Consider the following 18,412-nt stretch of genomic DNA (forward strand, 5'->3'; position numbering starts at 1 on the left):
CATGGCAACGACCACACCGACCGGTGTGCGGGCCCACGCCAAGCACGGGGGAGGCTCCCCCGACGGCGGGGCGATGTCTCACCGGCAGATCATGGAGGCGCTCTCCGGGCTGCTGCTCGGCATGTTCGCCGCCATCCTGTCCTCGACGATCGTCTCCAACGCCCTCCCCGAGATCATCCAGGACCTCGGCGGCGGCCAGAGCGCCTACACCTGGGTCGTCACCGCGGCCCTGCTGTCCATGACGGCGTCCACCCCGCTGTGGGGCAAGCTCGCCGACCTGGTCAGCAAGAAGGCGCTGGTACAGATAGCGCTGGTCATCTACATCGCCGGCTCGGTCGTCGCCGGTCTCTCCCAGAACTCCGGCATGCTGATCGGCGCCCGGGTCATCCAGGGCCTCGGCGCCGGCGGTCTCACCGCGCTGGCGCAGATCATCATGGCCGCGATGATCTCCCCGCGTGAGCGCGGCCGCTACTCCGGCTACCTCGGCGCGACGTTCGCGGTCGCGACGGTCGGCGGCCCGCTGGTCGGCGGCGTCATCACCGACACCGACTGGCTCGGCTGGCGCTGGTGCCTGTACGTGGGTGTGCCGTTCGCGCTGATCGCGCTCTTCGTGCTGCAGAAGACGCTGCACCTGCCGGAGAGCCGCCGCAAGGTGAAGGTCGACTGGGCCGGAGCCTTCTTCATCACCGCCGCGGTCAGCCTGCTGCTGGTCTGGGTCACCTTCGCGGACGACAAGTACGACTGGCTGTCCTGGCAGACGTACTCGATGGTCGGCGGCGCGCTCGCGCTGGCGCTGATCTTCCTGTTCGTCGAGACCAAGGCCGCCGAGCCGATCATCCCGCTGCACCTGTTCCGCAACCGCACCATCGCGCTGGCCTCGATCGCCTCGCTGTTCGTCGGTATCGCGATGTTCGCCGGCACGGTGTTCTTCAGCCAGTACTTCCAGCTCGCCCGTGACAAGTCCCCGACCATGTCGGGCGTCATGACGATCCCGATGATCGCCGGCCTGTTCGTGTCGTCGACCGTCTCCGGGCAGGTCATCACCAAGACCGGCAAGTGGAAGGCCTGGCTGGTCAGCGGCGGTGTGCTGCTGACGGCGGGCCTGGGCCTGCTCGGCACCATGCGCTACGACACCGACTACTGGAAGATCGCCCTGTTCATGGCGGTCCTCGGCCTCGGCGTCGGCATGATGATGCAGAACCTGGTCCTGTCCACCCAGAACCAGGTCGCCCCGCACGAGCTCGGCGCCGCCAGCTCGGTCGTCACCTTCTTCCGCTCCCTGGGCGGTGCGGTGGGCGTCTCCGCGCTCGGCTCGGTGATGACCACCCGGATCAGCCACTACGCCGCGGACACCATCGGGCAGCTCAGCCCGCAGGAGCAGGCCGCCGCCGCCAAGGCCGCGGGCTCCGGGCAGATCCCCGACATGGACCGGCTGCCCGCCCCGATCCGCAGCTGGCTGGAGGGCGCGTACGGCCACGGCATCGCCGACGTCTTCCTCTACGTCGCCCCGATCGCGTTCCTCGCCTTCGTCGTCACCCTCTTCATCAAGGAGGTCCCCCTGCGCACGACGGGCGCCCTCGCCCAGGCAGCGGCCTCGGTCGAGGGGACCCCGGCGGAGGAGACCCCGGCCCCGGCGGAGGAGACCCCGGCCCCGGCGGCTTCGGCCCCGGCGGCCGACGGCGGCGAGACCGTCTCCCAGGAGCCGCTCGCGACCGGCACTCCCGTCCACGGCGTGGTCCGGGACGCGGAATCCACCCCCGTCCCGAACGCCACCGTCACCCTCATCTCCCTCGACGGCCGCCAGCAGGGCCGCGCCGTCGCCCACCTGGACGGCTCGTACACCGTCGACGCCCCGGGTGCGGGCTCGTACGTGCTCATCGCCGCGGCCGACGGCTTCCAGCCGCAGGCCTCCACGGTCGTCGTCGACCAGGACCCGGTGGCGTACGACATCCTCCTCAGCGGCACCAGCGGCCTGACCGGCACGGTCCGCGCCGCCGAGGACGGGCGGCCGGTCGGGGACGCCATGGTCGTCGTCACCGACGTACGAGGCGAACTGCTGGCCACCGCGGCCACCGGTGAGCAGGGCGACTTCTCCTTCGGCGAGCTGGTGCCCGGCACGGTCACCGTGGCGGTCAACGCCGCCGGGTTCCGGCCGCGCGCCCTGCCTGTCGAGGTGGGCGGCACCGGGGTGACCCGGATCGAGGTCGAGCTGGAGGCGGGTGCCCAGGTCACCGGCGTCGTACGGGCCCCGCACGGGCCGCTGGCCGACGCCCGGGTGACGCTGCTGGACGCGGCGGGCAACGTGGCCGGCACGGCGACGACCGGCGCGGACGGGGCGTACGCCTTCACCGATCTGGACAGCGGCGAGTACACGGTCATCGCGACCGGCTACCCGCCCGTGGCGACGTCCCTGCGGGTCGCCGGCCCCGGCGTCGACGGCCACGACATCGAACTCGCCCACCCCGGCGAGTAGTTCCGGACCCCGGCCCGTGGCGGGGCGCGCGCTCCGAGCGGAGGTGCGCGTCCCGCCGCGGGCCGGTTCTTCTTCCAAGAATGAGGAGTACGTGAGATGGGGCTGACCGCGAAGGTCCGGACCCGCGACGGATGGGCCGTGTCGCACGCGGTCGTCACCGTCACCGACATGAGCGGCACGCAGGTGCTGCGGGCGGAGGCGGACGACGAGGGGGCCGTGCGGGACACGACCGTCCTGGCGCCCGGCGCGTACACGGTGATCGTGACCGCCGTCGGCTACGCGCCCGCCGCCTCCAGCGCGCTCGTCACGGCGAGCGGCCGCGCCGAGGTCGGCACCGTGACGCTGGCCCGGCAGGGCGGGGCCGAACTGCCGCCGCCGGGGCCGTGGACCGTGGACCCGGCGCACTCGACGGTCGGCGCGGTCGCCCGCCACCTGGGCATCTCCTCGGTGCGCGGCCGGTTCACCGACTTCACCGCCTCCATCGAGATCGCCCCGGACGACCTCACCAAGTCCCGGGTGGAGGCGGTCATCCGGGCCGCGTCCATCGACACCGGCAACGCCATGCGCGACACCCACCTGCGCTCGGCCGACTTCCTCGACGTCGAGAACCACCCGGAGATCACCTACCGTTCGACCGGCCTCAGCGCCGCCGGCCCCGACCGGTGGACCGTGCACGGGGAGCTGTCCCTGCACGGTGTCGTACGACCGGTCGACCTGGACCTCGCCTGTCTCGGCACCGGCGCCGACCCCTGGGGCGGCACCCGCGCCGCGTTCCGCGCGACGGCCGAACTGCACCGGGACGACTTCGCCCTGCGCTACAACCAGATCCTCCAGGCGGGCATCGCCGCCGTCGGCACGACCCTGAAGGTGGAGCTGGACATCCAGGCGGTCCAGGGCGAAACGCTGCCGGTCGCCTGAGGCCTCAGGGGCCCCGGCCGGAAACCGCGTTCTCGTCTGTCACAGGCATGCCATACGCTGCCCCCAGCAGCCGCGCCCCGGACGCCGCCGCCCCTTGGGGTGCGGGCGTGTCCGGGCGCTGCGCGGCGCTCTCGACACCACCCGGCCCGGCCGGGTTTCCTCGTGGGGGTACACAGCACTGTGCGTACGCGCAGCATCTCGACCGCGACAGCGCTCGCGGTCCTCTTCAGCTCGGCGGCCCTGACCGTCGTCGCCACGGCCGGCTCCGCGTCGGCCGCGTCCGCCGTGGTCAAGACGCCCGGCGGCATCGTCGTGGACGGCGTGCACCAGCGGGTGTTCGTCGGCGACAGCTCGGCCGGGACGGTCCTGGCCAGCGACTATTCCGGCAACCTGCTCCAGACGGCGAGCGGGCTCGGCGGGGTCACCGACCTCGCGCTCTCCGCGGACAGCGCCACGCTGTACGCCGCTGTGGCCGGCAGCCACGAGATCGTGGCCCTGGACCCGGCCACCCTCGAGGTCAAGGCCCGCCACGACGTCGGTGAGGGCGCCACCCTGCGCCAGGTCGCCTTCGCCGGCGGCAAGCTGTGGTTCTCCTACCGGACCACCGGCACCGACGGCTACTTCCACGGCAACCTGGGCTCGATCGACCCGGCCGCCGCGACCGAGCAGGTGCGCCTGGAGCAGCTCCCGGTGGGCGTCGCGCCGTACTACAACGGTGCCCTCCTGGACGCCGAGCCGTCGGCGCCGGGCCTGCTGTCCGTCAGCGACAACGGCGACTCCTCCGGCGCGTCGAACATCCTCGACGTCTCGGGCGAGACCCCGCAGCTGGTCGCCAAGAGCGACGGCGGGGACTACTTCGGGGACGCCGACCTGGTGCCCGGCGCCGCCGAGGTGCTCACCAACGGCATGCGCAAGTGGACGTACGCGGACGGGCTGCTCACCGAGGGCGCGCAGCTCGGTTGGGGCTGGTCCGCCGACATCGCGCCGAACGGCACGATCGCCCAGGTCTACGACCGCAGCGTGAACATCTACAAGCCGGGCACCACCCAGCCGGTGCGCACCTTCAGCAGCACCAGCACCACGGCCGTCAACGAGGTCGCCTGGGCGCCGGACGCCTCGCGGGTCTTCGCGCTCGTCAGCAGCACCTGGGACTACAGCAGCTACACCCTGAAGGCCCTCACCCGCCCCACCGCCAGCGTCCCCACCATCACGGTGAACGCCCCCTCCACGGCCACCCGCGCCAAGCCCCTCACCGTCACCGGCAAGGTCACGGCGACGGTGAAGCTCCCGGCGGGCACCCCGCTGAAGGTGACCCGCACCGACATGGAGCACCCGGACGGCGCGACGCTGCCCGCGGCCAAGGTGAAGGCGGACGGCACCTACTCCTTCACCGACACCCCGTACTCCGGCGGCACCGTCACCTACCGGGTGTCCTACGCGGGCGACGCCGAGCACACCGCGGCCAGCGCCTACGACAAGGTGTCCGTCTCCCGGGCCACGCCGGGTCTGACGCTGAACAACAACGGCAAGGTGTACTCGTACGGCGCCGATGTGCGGTTCACCGCGCACCTCGGCACCACGTACAAGAACCGCACCGTGGAGATCTGGGCCGACCCCTTCGGCACCGACCGGCCCAAGCGGCTGATCAAGTCCGGGACCGTCAACTCGTACGGCAACATCGCCGGCGTCGTCGACATGGCCCGCGACACCACCGTCTACGCCGTCTTCAAGGGCGACTCCCGCTACAAGCCGCGCACCGTCAAGGTCACCGCGTACGCCAAGGTCCGGGTGTCGACCGCCGTGTCCCGCCACTACAAGACGGGCAAGATCGGCTCCACCTCGTACTACTGGTTCCACAAGAGCACCAACCCGCTGCTCACCACGACCATGACGTACTACCCGGGCCGCAAGCAGCGCTTCGACCTCCAGGCCTACTACCAGGGCGGCTGGCACACCATCGGCCAGGAGTACTTCGACCTCGGCACCAACGGCAAGTCCGCCGTCGACCTCGGCGCCCCCGATGAAGCCGGCATCAAGGCGCGTATGCGGTCCGTCTACGTCAACGGCTCGTCCGGTGACTCGGTCAACTCCACGACGTACGGCAGCTGGAAGTACCTCTACTTCAGCAACTGACGTACGGGTCAGCCGCGCTCGGCCATGGCTTCGATGCCCGCGACCAGCAGGTCCAGGGCGAAGTCGAAGTCACGGTCGAGCATCTCGGCGACGGTGTCGCCGCCGCGGGCCTCCATGATGTCCCGCGAGTCCTCGATGACCTCGGCCGTCTCCGGTGTCTCCGCCACCGAGCTCATGGCGTGGGCGTAGTACTCGTCCGGGGTCGTCCCGGCGTCGGCGACCCGGGTGAGGAAGTGGCTCTCGATCGTGCCGTAGCCGTAGACGAACTGGAAGACGGCCGCGATCGCGCCGATCACCCCGTGCGCGGGCAGGCCCGCCCCGCGGATCACGCGCCGGACGGTGCGGGAGAAGGCGAGGGAGTTCGGGCCGATGTTCAGATAGCGCCCGGCGAGCGGGGACACCCACGGGTGACGCACCAGCAGCGCGCGGTACTCCGTGGCCAGCGCGCGCAGCTGCACCCGCCAGTCCTCGCCGCTGTCCGGGCCGGGCAGGCGCAGCTCGCCGTAGACGCGGTCGAGGGCGAGTTCGAGCAGGTCGTCCTTGGTGTCGACGTACCAGTAGACGGACATGGCCGTCACGTTCAGCTCTCCGGCCAGCCGTCGCATGGAGAACTTCGCCAGTCCCTCGGCGTCCAGCAGCCGCACCGACACCTCGGTGATCCGCTCCCGGTCCAGCCCCGAGGGCTGCCCTCCGCCCCCCTGCTTCCCGCGGCGGGCCTTTCCTTCGAGCCACACACTGGTCCGCCCTGCGGCAGCCTTCACCATCGGCGCACCTAACTCCTCGACTTCGGCTCACTGTATGCCCCCAGGGGCGCGGGGCTGTGCCCGATATGCGGCTCTACCGCGTGGGTGCGAAGAACCACGGACCAGCCGGGCTAGTGGGCGACAACCATCCCGGAGTCTGCCCTCTCCGCCCGTCGCAACAACGCCGCCGCAACAACTCCGCCGAGCAACACAGCAACCGCCCCCACGAACAGACTGCTGGACACCCCGTCGGAGAAGGCCCTGGTCGAAGAGGGCGCGGCACCCCCTGCCACGAGAACCGCCCCGAGGACAGCCACCCCGAGGCCGTTCCCGAACTCGGCCAACGTCCCGTTGACGCCCGCCCCCACGCCCGCCCTCTCCGGAGGAATCGCGCTCATGATCGCGTGCGCCATCGCCGGATTGGCCACCGCGCAGCCCACACCGATGAGCAGCAGCCCGGCCAGCGTCCCGGCATAGCCGCCGGGGGCTACGGCGATCGACACCAGCCCGCCCGCCATCAGCGTCATGCCGAGCAGGATGGACACCGGGGTGCCGAGGCTCGTCGTCCACTTCGCCGACAGTCCCGAGAAGTTGAGCACCACCACGGCCAGCGCCAGCGGAGCGGTCCGCAGGCCCGCCTCCAGAGGGCCGTATCCGAGGACGAACTGGAGGTGCTGGGTGAGCAGGAACAGCGCTCCGCCCATGCCGAAGGTGATCAGGACCGCGCCGGCGACCGCGCCGGTGAACCTGCGGTCACGGAAGAAGCGCAGGTCGAGCATCGGGTACGGGATACGGCTCTCCCAGTACGCGAACGCCCCGAGCACCAGGACCGCGACACCCGCGGCGGCCAGGACCCGGCCGGACGTCCAGCCGTGCGCCGGGCCGGAGATGATCGCGAAGACCAGCGCGGCCATGCCGATCGTGGAGAGCAGGGCGCCCAGCAGGTCCGGGCGGTCGCCCAGCGGGTTCTTCGACTCCGGGACCAGCGCCACCACGGCGGCCAGGCCCAGGGCCGCGACCGGCAGGTTGACCAGGAAGATCGCGCCCCACCAGAAGTGGTCCAGCATGAACCCGCCGATGAGCGGGCCGCAGGCGAAGCCGAGCGCGTTCACCGCGCTCCAGATGCCGATCGCCCTGGGGTGCTCCTCGGGGGCGAAGATCTGCATCGCCACCGCGAGGGTCGTGGTCAGCAGCAGCGCCCCGCCGACGCCCATGCCGGCCCGCGCCGCGATCAACTGCCCGGCGGTGTCGGCCAGTCCGGCGACCAGTGAGCCCGCCCCGAACAGGGCGAGTCCGGCGGTCAGCATCTTCTTACGGCCGTACCGGTCGGCGGCGCTGCCCGCGGTGAGCAGCAGACCGGCCTGCACGAGCGAGTACGCGTTGATCATCCACTGGATGTCGGCGGTGGCCGCGTCCAGCTCCACGGTGAGGGACGGGATCGCCACGTTCAGGACGGTGTTGTCCAGCAGCACCGTGAGCTGGGCGAGGCAGATCACGCCGAGGATGAGCCAGCGCTGCGGGTGGCCCTGGGGGTGGGGGGAGGTGGACATGGTTGTACACCGTAAAGGAGTTCCTTTACGGTGTACAACCGGGTTTCGGTCAGCTGCCGGCCGCCTCCTGCGTGAGGTCGTAGAACGTCGCCGAACCGACCGTGACCTCCTTGAAGTTGGCCTGCACCCACTCGGAGATCTCAGAGGACGTGCCGGCTCCCGCGCCGCCACCGCCCATGCCGCCTCTCATGCCGCCTCCGGCGATGAAGTAGTGGATCTTTCCTTCCTCGACGTACTTCTTGAACTCGGACAGTGTCGGGGACGGGTCCGTGCCGTTGAAGCCGCCGATCGCCATCACGGGCTCACCGGTGGCGAGCTGGTAGCTCGCGGCGTTCTGGGCGCCGATGGCCGCGGCCGCCCAGGTGTAGCTGCCGGCGTCGGCCTCCAGGAGCTTCTTGGCCTCCGTGCCGACGTTCGCGCCGTTGAGGAGACCGCCGACGCCGCCTCCGCCGGGGCCGCCGGCTTCGCCTTGGGCGCCGCCGTTCTGGCCGTTCTGGCCGTTCTGGCCGTTCTGGCCGGGGAAGCCTCCGCCGAAGCCGCCGGTCGGGGGCTGGCCCGCCTGGCCGCCTTGGCCGTTCTGCTGGTTCTGGCCGTTCTGCTGGTTCTGTCCGTTCTGGCCGGGGAAGCCTCCGTCACCCCCGGCACCCCCGGGACCGCCGCCCGGCATTCCGCCACCGCCGGGGCCTCCCCGGCCGCCCGCGACCGCCGGACCGGCCGTGACGATGGAGCCGCTGTGACCCTCCCCGAGCGTGGTCAGCGTGTACGCCGTCGGACCCGCGAGGGCGGTGACGAGCCCGAGGCCCACCACGCCCCGCGCGAGCGGCCGGCCGAGCCGGGTGACGAAGGCCAGGCCCAGCGCGGCGACCAGCCCGCCGACGAGGACCAGCCACTTCAGCCAGGGCAGGTAGTCGGAGGAGCGGTTCAGCAGGACGTACCCCCAGGCCGCGGTCGCCGTCAGCGCTCCGGCCAGCGTCAGCGAGGCCCAGGCGCGGCCGCGTTCCTCCCACAGGACGGCCGCGCCCATGCCGATCAGCGGCGCGAGGTAGGGGGCGAGGGCGACGGTGTAGTACTCGTGGAAGATGCCCTGCATATAGCTGAAGATCAGCGCGGTGATCAGCAGCGAGCCGCCCCAGAGGAGGAACGCTGCCCGGGCGGTGTCCGTGCGCGCGGCCTTCCGGGTCAGCCACAGCGCGGCGACCAGCAGGATCAGCGCGGCCGGGATCAGCCAGGAGATCTGCCCGCCGATGCTGGAGCCGAACATACGGTCCCAGCCGGTCTCGCCCCAGCCACCGCCCTGGCCGCCGCCACCGCCGCCCACGCTGCCGGTCTCGTCGCCGTTGATCCGGCCGAGGCCGTTGTAGCCGAAGGTCAGCTCCAGGAAGCTGTCGTTCTGCGAGCCGCCGATGTACGGCCGTGAGGAGGCCGGCCACAGCTCGACGACCGCCACCCACCAGCCGCCGGCCACGACCATCGCGAGCCCGGCCAGCAGCACCTGGCCGACCCGCCTCCTCACCGTCGTAGGCGCACATACGACGTACACGGCGGCCAGGACGGGCAGGATCAGGAACGCCTGGAGGGTCTTGACCAGGAAGGCGAGTCCGATCGCCGCACCCGCCCACAGCAGCCACTTCGTCTGCGCCTTCTCCAGCGCGCGCAGCGTGCAGTACACGGCGGTCGCCATCAGCAGGGCGAGGGCCGCGTCCGGGTTGTTGAAGCGGAACATCAGCGCGGCGACCGGGGTGGAGGCGAAGACCGCCACGGTCAGCAGGCCGGCGGTCGCGGTGAAGCGGCGGCGGACGGCGGCGTAGAGCACGGCCGCCGTGGCGACGGCCATCAGCACCTGCGGGAACAGGATCGCGAAGGAGTTCAGGCCGAACACCCGCACCGACAGGGCCATCGGCCACAGCGAGGCCGGGGGCTTGTCGACGGTGATGGCGTTCGCCGCGTCCAGCGAGCCGAAGAACATCGCCTTCCAGGACTGGCTGCCCGCCTGGACGGCCGCCGAGTAGAAGGAGTTGGCGTACCCGGAGGCCGTCAGGTTCCAGGTGTAGAGCGCGCCGATGAGCAGGAGAGCGCCGAGGAAGGCCGGGCGCACCCAGCGGGGGTCCTCGGGGCGGCCGCGCCACAGACGTCGTAGGAAGGGCGGCCGGTCGGCCGAGGCCGGTGGGGCCCACGCGGGGGCGTGGGCCAGTTGGGCGGTCATCGGGAGTCCCCCTGGTGGTGGTAGGTGTCGGTGGGGCGGTCGGGGAAGACCCACGCCCGGAAGAGCAGGAAGCGCAGCACGGTCGCCGCGAGGTTGGCGGCGATCAGGACGGCCAGTTCGGTGGAGTGCGCGGGGTCGGTGGTCGCCGTGTTCAGGGCGGCGAGGGAGCCGCTGGTCAGGGCGAGGCCGATGCCGAACACGACCAGGCCCTGCGCCTGGTGCCGTACGGCCCCGCCCCGGCCGCGTACGCCGAAGGTGAGGCGCCGGTTGGCGGCCGTGTTGGCGACCGCGGACACCAGCAGCGCGAGCGCGTTGGCGGTCTGGGAACCGGTGAGGGAGCGGAAGCCGGTGTAGAGAAGGAGGTAGAAGAGGGTCGAGAGGCCGCCGACCACGCAGAAGCCGACGAGCTGGCGGGCCAGGCCCCTGGGCACGTCCTTGATCTCCCGGTCGCGCGGGTCGTCGCCGAAGGGCCGGGTGAGCCGGTCCAGCGGCAGCGAACCGGTGGCCAGCGCCTTGCCGACCCGCCAGACGCCCTTGAGGTCGTCGGTGGCCGTCCTGACGATGTGGACCGTGGAGTCGGGGTCGTCGACCCAGTCGACGGGGACTTCGTGGATCCGCAGCCCCGCGCGTTCGGCGAGGACCAGCATCTCCGTGTCGAAGAACCAGCCCGTGTCCTCCACCAGCGGCAGCAGCACCCGCGCCACGTCCCGCCGGATCGCCTTGAACCCGCACTGGGCGTCGGAGAAACGGGCCTGGAGCGAGCCGCGCAGGATCAGGTTGTACGAGCGGCTGATGAACTCCCGCTTGGCCCCCCGCACCACCCTGCTGCTGCGGCTGAGCCGGGAGCCGATCGCCAGGTCGGAGTGGCCGGAGATCAGCGGGGCCACCAGCGGCAGCAGGGCGTTCAGGTCGGTGGACAGGTCCACGTCCATGTAGGCCAGGACCGGCGCCTCGGACGCCGACCAGACGGCCCGCAGCGCCCGGCCGCGCCCCTTCTGCTCCAGGCGCACCGAGCGCACCTCGGCCAGCTGCGCCGCGAGCCACTGCGCCACCTGCGGGGTGGCGTCCGTGGAGGCGTTGTCGGCGACCGTGATCCGGAAGGGGTAGGGGAAGGTGCGGGCCAGGTGCTCGTGCAGCCGCTGCACGCACGGCTGGAGGTCCTTCTCCTCGTTGTATACGGGGATCACTACGTCCAGGACCGGCGTACCGGCTGCCACGGCCGGGAGGTGCTCCCGCGCCGGCAGGGTGCCGGGAGAAGGGTCGGTTCGCATGACGACGACAGTCGTCAAGTCCCCTGTTCTGCTGGTGTGGTGAGGCCGTGCCGCAGCTATGAGTCCATGGCCGTCGCGGGGATCGGGGCCGCCGCGGGGATCGAGGCCGCCGCGGGGACCGAGGCCGCCGCGGGGACCGGGGCCGTCGCCAGGACGGGGACCGGCAGGTGCACGGTGAAGACGGTCCGCCCGGGCACGCTGTCCACGGTCACGGCACCGCCGTGCGCAGTCGCGACGGCCTGCACGATGGCGAGGCCCAGACCGGTCGAGCCGGAGGCCCGCGAGCGCGAGGAGTCGCCGCGCGCGAACCGCTCGAAGACATGCGGGAGCAGCTCGGGCGCGATCCCCGGCCCGTCGTCCTGGACGTCCACGCAGAGCCAGGGCCCGGCGCGCCGCACCCGCGCGGTCACCGTCGTACCGGGCGGGGTGTGGGTGCGTGCGTTGGCCAGCAGGTTGACCAGCACCTGTTGCAGTCGGGCCGCGTCCGCGGCGACCGGCGCGGGCTCGTCGGGCAGGTCCAGGCGCCAGTTGTGGTCGCGGCCTGCGGCCCGCGCGTCGCTGACGGTGTCGACGACGAGCGGGACGAGGTCGGTCTCCTCGAACCGCAGCGGCCGGCCCGCGTCCAGCCGGGCGAGCAGCAGCAGGTCCTCCACGAGCAGGGTCATCCGCCCGGCCTCGGACTCGATCCGGCCCAGCGCGTGCCGGGTGTCGGGGCCGACCTGCTCCTGGCCGCGCCGGGTCAGTTCGGCGTAGCCGCGGATGGAGGCCAGCGGGGTCCTCAGCTCATGGCTGGCGTCGGCGACGAACTGCCGTACCCGCGTCTCGCTCTCCTGGCGGGCGTGCAGGGCGCCGTGCACATGGTCGAGCATCCGGTTCAGCGCGGCCCCGACCCGGCCGACCTCGGTGTGCGGGTCGCACTCGGACTCGGGCACCCGCTCGTCGAGGTTCACCTCGCCGCTGTGCAGGGGGAGTTCGGAGACCCGGGTGGCGGTCGCGGCGACCCGGCGCAGCGGGCGGGTGGCGACACCGACGATCACGGTGCCGGCCAGCGAGGCGGCGATCAGCGCGGCGGCCGTGACACTGACCTCGACGAGGATGAGGGTGTTGACGGTGCCGGTGACGCTGCTGGTCGGCAGGGCCACGTAGTAGCTGCGGGAGCCGTCGAAGCCGGTGCCGAACTGCACGCGGTACTGGCCCAGGCCCGGCAGGTCCACGGTGTGCTTGCGCCCGTCCTGGGAGACCGAGTCGAGCGCCTCCGTCTGCGCCGCGGTGAGGTCCTCGGGGTCGCCGTACGGGTCGTCGGTCTCCATGCCGACCTTGGCGTCGGTGATCGTGCCGCCCCGCACCTCGGCGAGGACCGTGCCCTCGGGCTGCGGGCCCCGGGTGACGAAGTCGTCGAGGTCGGTCGCGGCGCGCCCCGCGCCCCCGGGCTTCCCGTCGGGCGGCCCGACGACCGCGCGCATCACGGACTCGTCCAGCTGCTTGTCGAGCTGCTGGTACAGATGGGACCGCAGGGCGATCGCGGTGACCGTGCCGATCACCGCGCACACCACCGCGATCAGCACCACGGACGCGACGACGAGCCGCGTCCGCAGCGTGCGCGGCTGTCCCGCCCCGAACCGCCGCGCACGCGTCCGCCGCCGCCCCGTCACGAGACGGCAGGCTTGATCAGATAGCCGGCACCGCGCCGGGTGTGGATCATCGGCTCCCGTCCGGCGTCGATCTTCCGGCGCAGATAGGAGATGTACAGCTCGACGACATTGGCCTGCCCGCCGAAGTCGTACGACCACACCCGGTCCAGGATCTGCGCCTTGCTGAGCACGCGCCGCGGGTTGCGCATCAGGAAGCGCAGCAGCTCGAACTCGGTGGCCGTCAGGTGGATGCCGTCGCCCCCGCGGGTGACCTCGTGGCTGTCCTCGTCGAGGGTGAGGTCACCGACGACCAGCACGGACTCCGAACGGCGGTCGGCCGCCCCGGCGCGCCGGATGAGCCCGCGCAGCCGGGCGACGACCTCCTCCAGGGAGAACGGCTTGGTGACGTAGTCGTCGCCACCGGCGGTGAGCCCGGCGATACGGTCCTCCACCGCGTCCTTGGCCGTCAGGAACAGCACCGGCACATCCGGCAGCTCCCGGCGCAGCCGGCCGAGGACGGCCAGTCCGTCCATGTCGGGCAGCATCATGTCCAGGACGACGGCGTCCGGCCGGAACTCCCGCGCGCTGCGCACGGCGCCCTGGCCGTCTCCCGCGCTCCGGATCTGCCATCCCTCGTAGCGCAGGGCCATGGACAGCAGCTCGGTGATCGACTGCTCGTCGTCCACCACCAGCACGCGGACGGGGCTCCCGTCCGGCCTCAGCAGTTCGGTGCGCCCCTGGGGCGAGGTCGTGGTCATACGCCCCAGAGTGTCGGCGGCCTCTGAGAGCACCCTTTCTGGAATCTGTGAATTCGCTTAGAAGCACACAGGTACCTCTCAGGAACCAGCTGGGAAAGCCGGCCGCGCCCGCTCGAAGGAGTGGCTGTGCTCGACCTTGGCGATGTGGATCGTGTACCGCTCGAACCAGTTCTCCCTTCCTCTCTCCTTGGCCGCACGATGCTCGGCGTCCGCCCGCCACCGCTCGATCCCGGCCAGGTCCTCGAAGTAGGCCACGCTGATCGAGAGCCCACCCGGCGCACCGGCCGAGTCCTCCCCGAGGAACCCCGGTACGTCCCGCACCAGCTCCCCCAATCGCGTGGCGGTCTCGGCGTATCCGTCCTCGTCCCGGTCGGTCCGTACGGAGGTGAAGACGACGGCGTAGTACGGAGGTTGATGGGCGCCCACCGGCGCTATGGCGTTCTCGGTCATGCCCGCCACGATGCCCCGCGGCCCGCCCTTGATCCACGCCTCTTACGGAAAGGGATCCATAGGGGATCCAAGTCTTTACCTCGGCCCCCTCGGGGACGGCACAGGCGCACCGGCCTATCGCAGCGGCCCCCGCTCGTCGACGAGAAAGATGGGCTCACCCAGGAACACGTCGTCCGGAAACTCGCCGTAGCCGATGTTGAAGGTGTCCAGCCAGTACGACCAGTCCTGCATGCCCGCCGCGCTGCTGAACCGGTAGTTGAGCTGCCAGCGCACCCACTGCCCCGGTATCAGCCGCACCGCCGGAGGCCGCCGGCGCCGGGGCGGCAGCCCGAACAGCGGCTGCACCCTGGGCAGGACGGCCAGCCGTCCGTCGGCCTCCCGCAGCCGGACATCGACCCGCTTGCGCTCCACCCGGCCCTCGAAGGGCGCGAAGTCGTCCCGCTCCAGCATCCCCACCGTGTGCGCAAGGGGCGGCACCCCGGCGGGCAGCAGGAACCCGGCGGGCACCGCGTTCCGCCGGGCCGCGGCCTCACCTCCGCGCGACCGCTTGGTCCACCGCGTCTGCACCCATTGCACGACGACGTCATGCTCCACCTGTATCCCCCGTTCCACGAACTCCCTAGAACAACCCGTCCTGTTGATGCGGCTCGCCCTTGAACTCCCGCAGGGGCAGGGCGAATGAGTGCCCGGCGGTCACCGGACCCAGCTCCCACCCGGTCATCAACCGGGTGTCGAGCACGACCACCCCGCGCGAGGTCGCCAGATGCAGATCGGGCCCGGCGGCGGCCACCAGCTCACCGCTCACGCCACCCCCGGCGACCAGCTCGCTCACCTCCCCGACGGCCGCCGACGCCGCATGCAGCCCGAACACCTCCAGATGATCGACCGCGACGAACGCCTCACGCTGCAGCGACTCCGGCCAGCCGCTCAGCGCCAGCGCCCGGCCGTGCAGGTCTTCGATCTCGGCGGCCCGCTCCGCCTCGGTGGCCGGCAGAAAGGCCCGTACGGCACGCTTCTCGGCGTACGGAATCCGGTCCGGCACCCCCAGCGCCGCCCGCAGCAGCTCCTCCGTGCGGCGAGCGGCCATCAGCGGCCCCCGCCCGAGCCAGCTGAAACACACCGCCCCCTGCTCCAGCAGCCGCGCCGAACCCCGCTCCAGCGCGGTGATGCCGACCTTCACCAGGCCGGGCCCGAACCACGCCACATACACGTGATACGGCCTCGGGTCGTCCGCGAGCGTGTCCGCGGCGACGGAGTGCGCCCGGTCCAGCCGCGCGCACTCCTCGCACCGCGCGCCGGTACTGCGCCCCGACACCACCGCCCCCACCGGACACGGATGCCCCCTGGCTCCCACACACGTCCGCACACCCCCTTCCCCGACCTCGAAAGCAACCCGCTTCCCCCAGCTCAGCGCACTTGCCCGGCCCCCGTCCCATACGAGCACAGGCCCGTCCGCCGACCACCGCAGCCCCGAGCACTTCCACGCCTGTCCCATCACTCATGAGAGTAGAACCCACCACTGACAACGCCCCCGGACCGCCGAGGCCCGCTAGGGTCACGCACACGGAAAGGCCCGAAGCCGCAACCTCGCATTGCGACTTCGGGCCTTTTCCGGTCCGCCTCCGGCGCCTTCCCCGCCTCACGGCAGCACGTACACAGGCGTCCCGTCCTCCGCGCACCCCCGCTGCCGCATGCACCCCCGCTTCAGCAGCATCCGCACACAGTCCACCACCCGCTCGACCGTCAGCCCGGTCCGCTCCGCCACGTCCTCCACCCGGCACCGCGCCTCCCCTCGCACGAGCGCCGGCGCGAGGTACGCCGCGACCGCGTGCACGTCCTCCGTGACGACGAGGTTCTTCGCCCGCCAGGCGGCGAGCAACTGCTGAGGCGTGGCGGTGGACGCCTCCCTCGCACCGCCCTGCCGCGGCCCGTCGAACCGATCGGCGAGCCGGTCGAGGCTGTGGGCGATGTGGTGGAGGGCGTCGGCGATGGAGCTCTGAACACGGGTCTGCTCCGCCTGCGCGGCGGCGAACATCTCGTCCGCCCGGAGGTTCCGCTCCTCCAGCCGCACGATCGCCTCGGCGACCTCCTCCGGCATGACATACGCCGTCCCACCCCCGGCCGCGGGCTGCACCGGGGCCGGTTCGAGGGTGTACGAGCCGTCGCGCTGAAGGGTGGCGATGACCTCGGAGACCCATAGCTTGAAGGGTTTGCACTCGGGTTTGGTGCAGCCGTTCACCAGCTGGATGAGCCCCCTGAGGTCCACCATCCACATCGACCGTTGAAGCCTCTGACCTGCGATTTGCCTCAAGGCGTCTACTGTATAGACGCCTCGTGCAATCTCACCGAGGGTCTTCTGCAGACTGCGGTCGACGTGCAGCCTCAGGGCTTGGCGCGTGTTCGCGTACCCGAGATTGCGCGCCAGGTCCGCCGCCGGGAACCAGTACTCCCCCTCCGGCGTCGTCAGCCTCCGCACCCGCGCCCCGGTCGCCGCGAACACGAAGTCGTCGACACCGATCGCTTCCCGCCGCTGCGCCGCCGATCCGTTCGGCGGCATCTCGTTCTGCTCATACATCGAGCATCACCTCCACCCCGGAAGCTAGGGACGCAGAGGGCCCAACTGCCTGCCATAGAAAGCACGTTCACCCGATAGATGACAGAGGTATCGATTCACCACCTCCGAGCAAGCCCCCAGTCAAGCCCTCCCCCCGACACCCAAGTACTCGGAAGAACCTGAGTACATGCACCCTGGCCGCCCACCCCCCGCAGCCCCGACGCTGGAGCCATGGAACGACGACGACCGAAAGCCCTCCACCAGCTGCTGGCCACCCTCGGGGTGACGGCGGTGGCCGCAGGTGCGTGGGTGGGCTGGCTGGGGTGGGACCAGCACCGCGACGTGCATCCGGACGGCTCGACGACGGGCCCCTACGAGGCCTGGCAGGTCATCGGCCTGGTGCTGAGCCTGCTGCCCCCGCTGTACTGGGCGGCCTCGCGCCGCCACCACGTGGCTGCCGTGCTCGGGATCTCCCTCGGCCTGACCGTCTCCGCCTTCGTCGACTGGTCGGACGACGCCAGCGGCCTCTTCGTGATCGGCGTCGGCATGGTCCTGATCGGCAGCTTCGCCACGACGGCTGCACTGTCCGCCGTGATCGACGCCGTACTCACCGCCACAAGAAGGAACGGCCCTCCGTCCACCGCCTCCGGCTGACAACCGACTTGGGCGCCAACAGCAAAAGGCCCCGGTGATCACCGGGGCCTTTTGATTCATGTGCACTCGGCAGGATTCGAACCTGCAACCTTCTGATCCGTAGGCGGGTGGGCTCCTATAGGGGCCTAGCTCGTACCTGGCCCGTGCCTCTCGAAGGACTGCCGCGCGGCTCCAGTGTGAGTCCCCACTCATGTGCTGGTGCACGCGACTGTTGATGTCAGCTACTGATGTAACGCTGGGCAGTTTGGGCCCAAGGTACAATCCGCCGCCATGTCCGCTGAGCCCAGATGGCCCACGCCAACCGAGTGGGCAGAGGGATGAAGCCTGTACTGGCTTTCTCCGCCCAGGTAGTGCCTTTCTGCACACCACATGAGTGCATTTTCCATCCTTACCGACCTGGCCGCTCGTCGGCGGGGAATCCCTGGCATATGACTGAAGACCCAGAGGGTGACAGCAGAGGGCGAATCCGAAAACATGTCGGTTGGTGGATTGGGGTGATCGCGGGCCTATGTGGCATCGCAGGCCTGATTTTCTCGATTACCACTAAAGATGAGTTCACTCTAAAGGAGTGGAGGCAACAGGCCGACGCAGTATGCGACGACCTGAGCGGCTCCCTCCTTGATAAGTGGGCCACGGCGGCGGGCGCGGTCGGCACTCTTGAGGAAGGCGGCTATCAATCAGCCGACTATCAATCAGCAGCGGATGCCTGGTTGGCCGCGGAACAGAGCGTGAGGAAGCTCACCAGTGAGATCGGTAAGATCGAGATGCCTAACTCCCATAAGGAGAACATCTCCCGCCTGCTCGATGACCTGACTGCCACGGGCAACGCAGACGGCATGCTAGCTGTGGATCTCGGGACAGAGGTCCTCACCGAAGGAAGCGAGGCCGCCAAGGATCGGCACGATGAGCCGGCGGCCAAAGCACAACAGGACTTCAAGGAACTCGACGTTTCGCACTGCTTCGGTTTTCCGCCCTCGGACTGATGGCGCGTGCACCCATCGGAGGCGGCTCTCCCGCCGGGCCTTCGGCAAGGCCCGAACATCATCTGCGCCGTCTCGCGATGCCCTCGGGTAC

General features: G+C 71.0%; 14 protein-coding genes and 1 pseudogene. 5 read left to right on the forward strand and 10 right to left on the reverse strand.

Annotated features, from left to right (window positions below; genetic code table 11):
* Position 1: 1 nt before the first annotated feature.
* From ACIQ6Y_RS12895 to ACIQ6Y_RS12905, 3 genes are all read left to right on the forward strand, one after another.
* Entirely contained in the window at positions 2-2,473 is a 2,472-nt protein-coding gene (locus ACIQ6Y_RS12895) for an MFS transporter (protein WP_404036658.1), read from the forward strand.
* A 96-nt stretch (positions 2,474-2,569) separates the two neighbouring features.
* A complete protein-coding gene (locus ACIQ6Y_RS12900; protein WP_404036661.1) occupies positions 2,570-3,391 on the forward strand; it encodes a YceI family protein in 822 nt (273 codons plus the stop codon).
* Positions 3,392-3,571: 180 nt separating this feature from the next.
* Positions 3,572-5,524: a YncE family protein gene (locus tag ACIQ6Y_RS12905; RefSeq protein ID WP_404036663.1), complete on the forward strand. Its 1,953-nt coding sequence runs from the start codon at positions 3,572-3,574 to the stop codon at positions 5,522-5,524.
* Positions 5,525-5,532: 8 nt separating this feature from the next.
* Here the strand turns inward: ACIQ6Y_RS12905 and ACIQ6Y_RS12910 are convergent, their stop codons facing one another.
* The 10 genes and pseudogenes from ACIQ6Y_RS12910 to ACIQ6Y_RS12955 all read right to left on the reverse strand — a co-directional run bounded on the left by ACIQ6Y_RS12910 (position 5,533) and on the right by ACIQ6Y_RS12955 (position 16,705).
* Positions 5,533-6,288: a TetR/AcrR family transcriptional regulator gene (locus tag ACIQ6Y_RS12910; RefSeq protein ID WP_404036666.1), complete on the reverse strand. Its 756-nt coding sequence runs from the start codon at positions 6,286-6,288 to the stop codon at positions 5,533-5,535.
* Between the two features lie 110 nt (positions 6,289-6,398).
* Positions 6,399-7,817 (reverse strand): MFS transporter, encoded by a 1,419-nt coding sequence (locus ACIQ6Y_RS12915; RefSeq protein ID WP_404036669.1) that lies wholly within the window; start codon positions 7,815-7,817, stop codon positions 6,399-6,401.
* Positions 7,818-7,866: 49 nt separating this feature from the next.
* Entirely contained in the window at positions 7,867-10,020 is a 2,154-nt protein-coding gene (locus ACIQ6Y_RS12920) for an ArnT family glycosyltransferase (RefSeq protein ID WP_404036672.1), read from the reverse strand.
* A gap of 35 nt (positions 10,021-10,055) precedes the next feature.
* Positions 10,056-11,291: pseudogene (locus ACIQ6Y_RS12925) on the reverse strand (glycosyltransferase); the annotation flags it as partial.
* A 56-nt stretch (positions 11,292-11,347) separates the two neighbouring features.
* Positions 11,348-12,943, reverse strand: coding sequence for an ATP-binding protein (locus ACIQ6Y_RS12930; protein WP_404036675.1), 1,596 nt, complete (start codon positions 12,941-12,943; stop codon positions 11,348-11,350).
* A complete protein-coding gene (locus tag ACIQ6Y_RS12935; protein ID WP_404036678.1) occupies positions 12,940-13,680 on the reverse strand; it encodes a response regulator transcription factor in 741 nt (246 codons plus the stop codon). The genes ACIQ6Y_RS12930 and ACIQ6Y_RS12935 overlap by 4 nt, the downstream gene beginning before the upstream one ends.
* Before the next feature lie 78 nt (positions 13,681-13,758).
* Entirely contained in the window at positions 13,759-14,130 is a 372-nt protein-coding gene (locus ACIQ6Y_RS12940; protein ID WP_404036681.1) for an antibiotic biosynthesis monooxygenase family protein, read from the reverse strand.
* A 114-nt stretch (positions 14,131-14,244) separates the two neighbouring features.
* Positions 14,245-14,742: a hypothetical protein gene (locus ACIQ6Y_RS12945; RefSeq protein ID WP_404036684.1), complete on the reverse strand. Its 498-nt coding sequence runs from the start codon at positions 14,740-14,742 to the stop codon at positions 14,245-14,247.
* 7 nt (positions 14,743-14,749) lie between these two features.
* Positions 14,750-15,625, reverse strand: coding sequence for a DUF2797 domain-containing protein (locus tag ACIQ6Y_RS12950; RefSeq protein ID WP_404036687.1), 876 nt, complete (start codon positions 15,623-15,625; stop codon positions 14,750-14,752).
* A gap of 144 nt (positions 15,626-15,769) precedes the next feature.
* Positions 15,770-16,705, reverse strand: coding sequence for a Bro-N domain-containing protein (locus ACIQ6Y_RS12955; RefSeq protein ID WP_404036690.1), 936 nt, complete (start codon positions 16,703-16,705; stop codon positions 15,770-15,772).
* 210 nt (positions 16,706-16,915) lie between these two features.
* On the opposite strand from ACIQ6Y_RS12955, the gene ACIQ6Y_RS12960 reads away from it, so the two are divergent.
* Both ACIQ6Y_RS12960 and ACIQ6Y_RS12965 read left to right on the forward strand, forming a co-directional pair.
* Entirely contained in the window at positions 16,916-17,338 is a 423-nt protein-coding gene (locus tag ACIQ6Y_RS12960; RefSeq protein WP_404036693.1) for a hypothetical protein, read from the forward strand.
* Between the two features lie 428 nt (positions 17,339-17,766).
* Complete coding sequence (locus ACIQ6Y_RS12965; protein ID WP_404036695.1) at positions 17,767-18,321, forward strand: hypothetical protein; 555 nt, start codon at positions 17,767-17,769, stop codon at positions 18,319-18,321.
* Positions 18,322-18,412 lie beyond the last annotated feature (91 nt).

It is taken from the genome of Streptomyces sp. NPDC096205, from assembly GCF_044763135.1.
Taxonomy (GTDB): Bacteria; Actinomycetota; Actinomycetes; order Streptomycetales; family Streptomycetaceae; genus Streptomyces.

Bases quoted from the DNA above. Each gene is read 5' to 3' on its own strand.
- ACIQ6Y_RS12935 (WP_404036678.1), bottom strand. From the start codon at position 13,680: ATGACCACGACCTCGCCCCAGGGGCGCACCGAACTGCTGAGGCCGGAC.
- ACIQ6Y_RS12960 (WP_404036693.1), top strand. From the start codon at position 16,916: ATGGAACGACGACGACCGAAAGCCCTCCACCAGCTGCTGGCCACCCTC.
- ACIQ6Y_RS12895 (WP_404036658.1), top strand. From the start codon at position 2: ATGGCAACGACCACACCGACCGGTGTGCGGGCCCACGCCAAGCACGGG.
- ACIQ6Y_RS12940 (WP_404036681.1), bottom strand. From the start codon at position 14,130: ATGACCGAGAACGCCATAGCGCCGGTGGGCGCCCATCAACCTCCGTAC.
- ACIQ6Y_RS12910 (WP_404036666.1), bottom strand. From the start codon at position 6,288: ATGGTGAAGGCTGCCGCAGGGCGGACCAGTGTGTGGCTCGAAGGAAAG.
- ACIQ6Y_RS12955 (WP_404036690.1), bottom strand. From the start codon at position 16,705: ATGTATGAGCAGAACGAGATGCCGCCGAACGGATCGGCGGCGCAGCGG.
- ACIQ6Y_RS12915 (WP_404036669.1), bottom strand. From the start codon at position 7,817: ATGTCCACCTCCCCCCACCCCCAGGGCCACCCGCAGCGCTGGCTCATC.
- ACIQ6Y_RS12950 (WP_404036687.1), bottom strand. From the start codon at position 15,625: ATGGGACAGGCGTGGAAGTGCTCGGGGCTGCGGTGGTCGGCGGACGGG.
- ACIQ6Y_RS12920 (WP_404036672.1), bottom strand. From the start codon at position 10,020: ATGACCGCCCAACTGGCCCACGCCCCCGCGTGGGCCCCACCGGCCTCG.
- ACIQ6Y_RS12900 (WP_404036661.1), top strand. From the start codon at position 2,570: ATGGGGCTGACCGCGAAGGTCCGGACCCGCGACGGATGGGCCGTGTCG.
- ACIQ6Y_RS12965 (WP_404036695.1), top strand. From the start codon at position 17,767: ATGACTGAAGACCCAGAGGGTGACAGCAGAGGGCGAATCCGAAAACAT.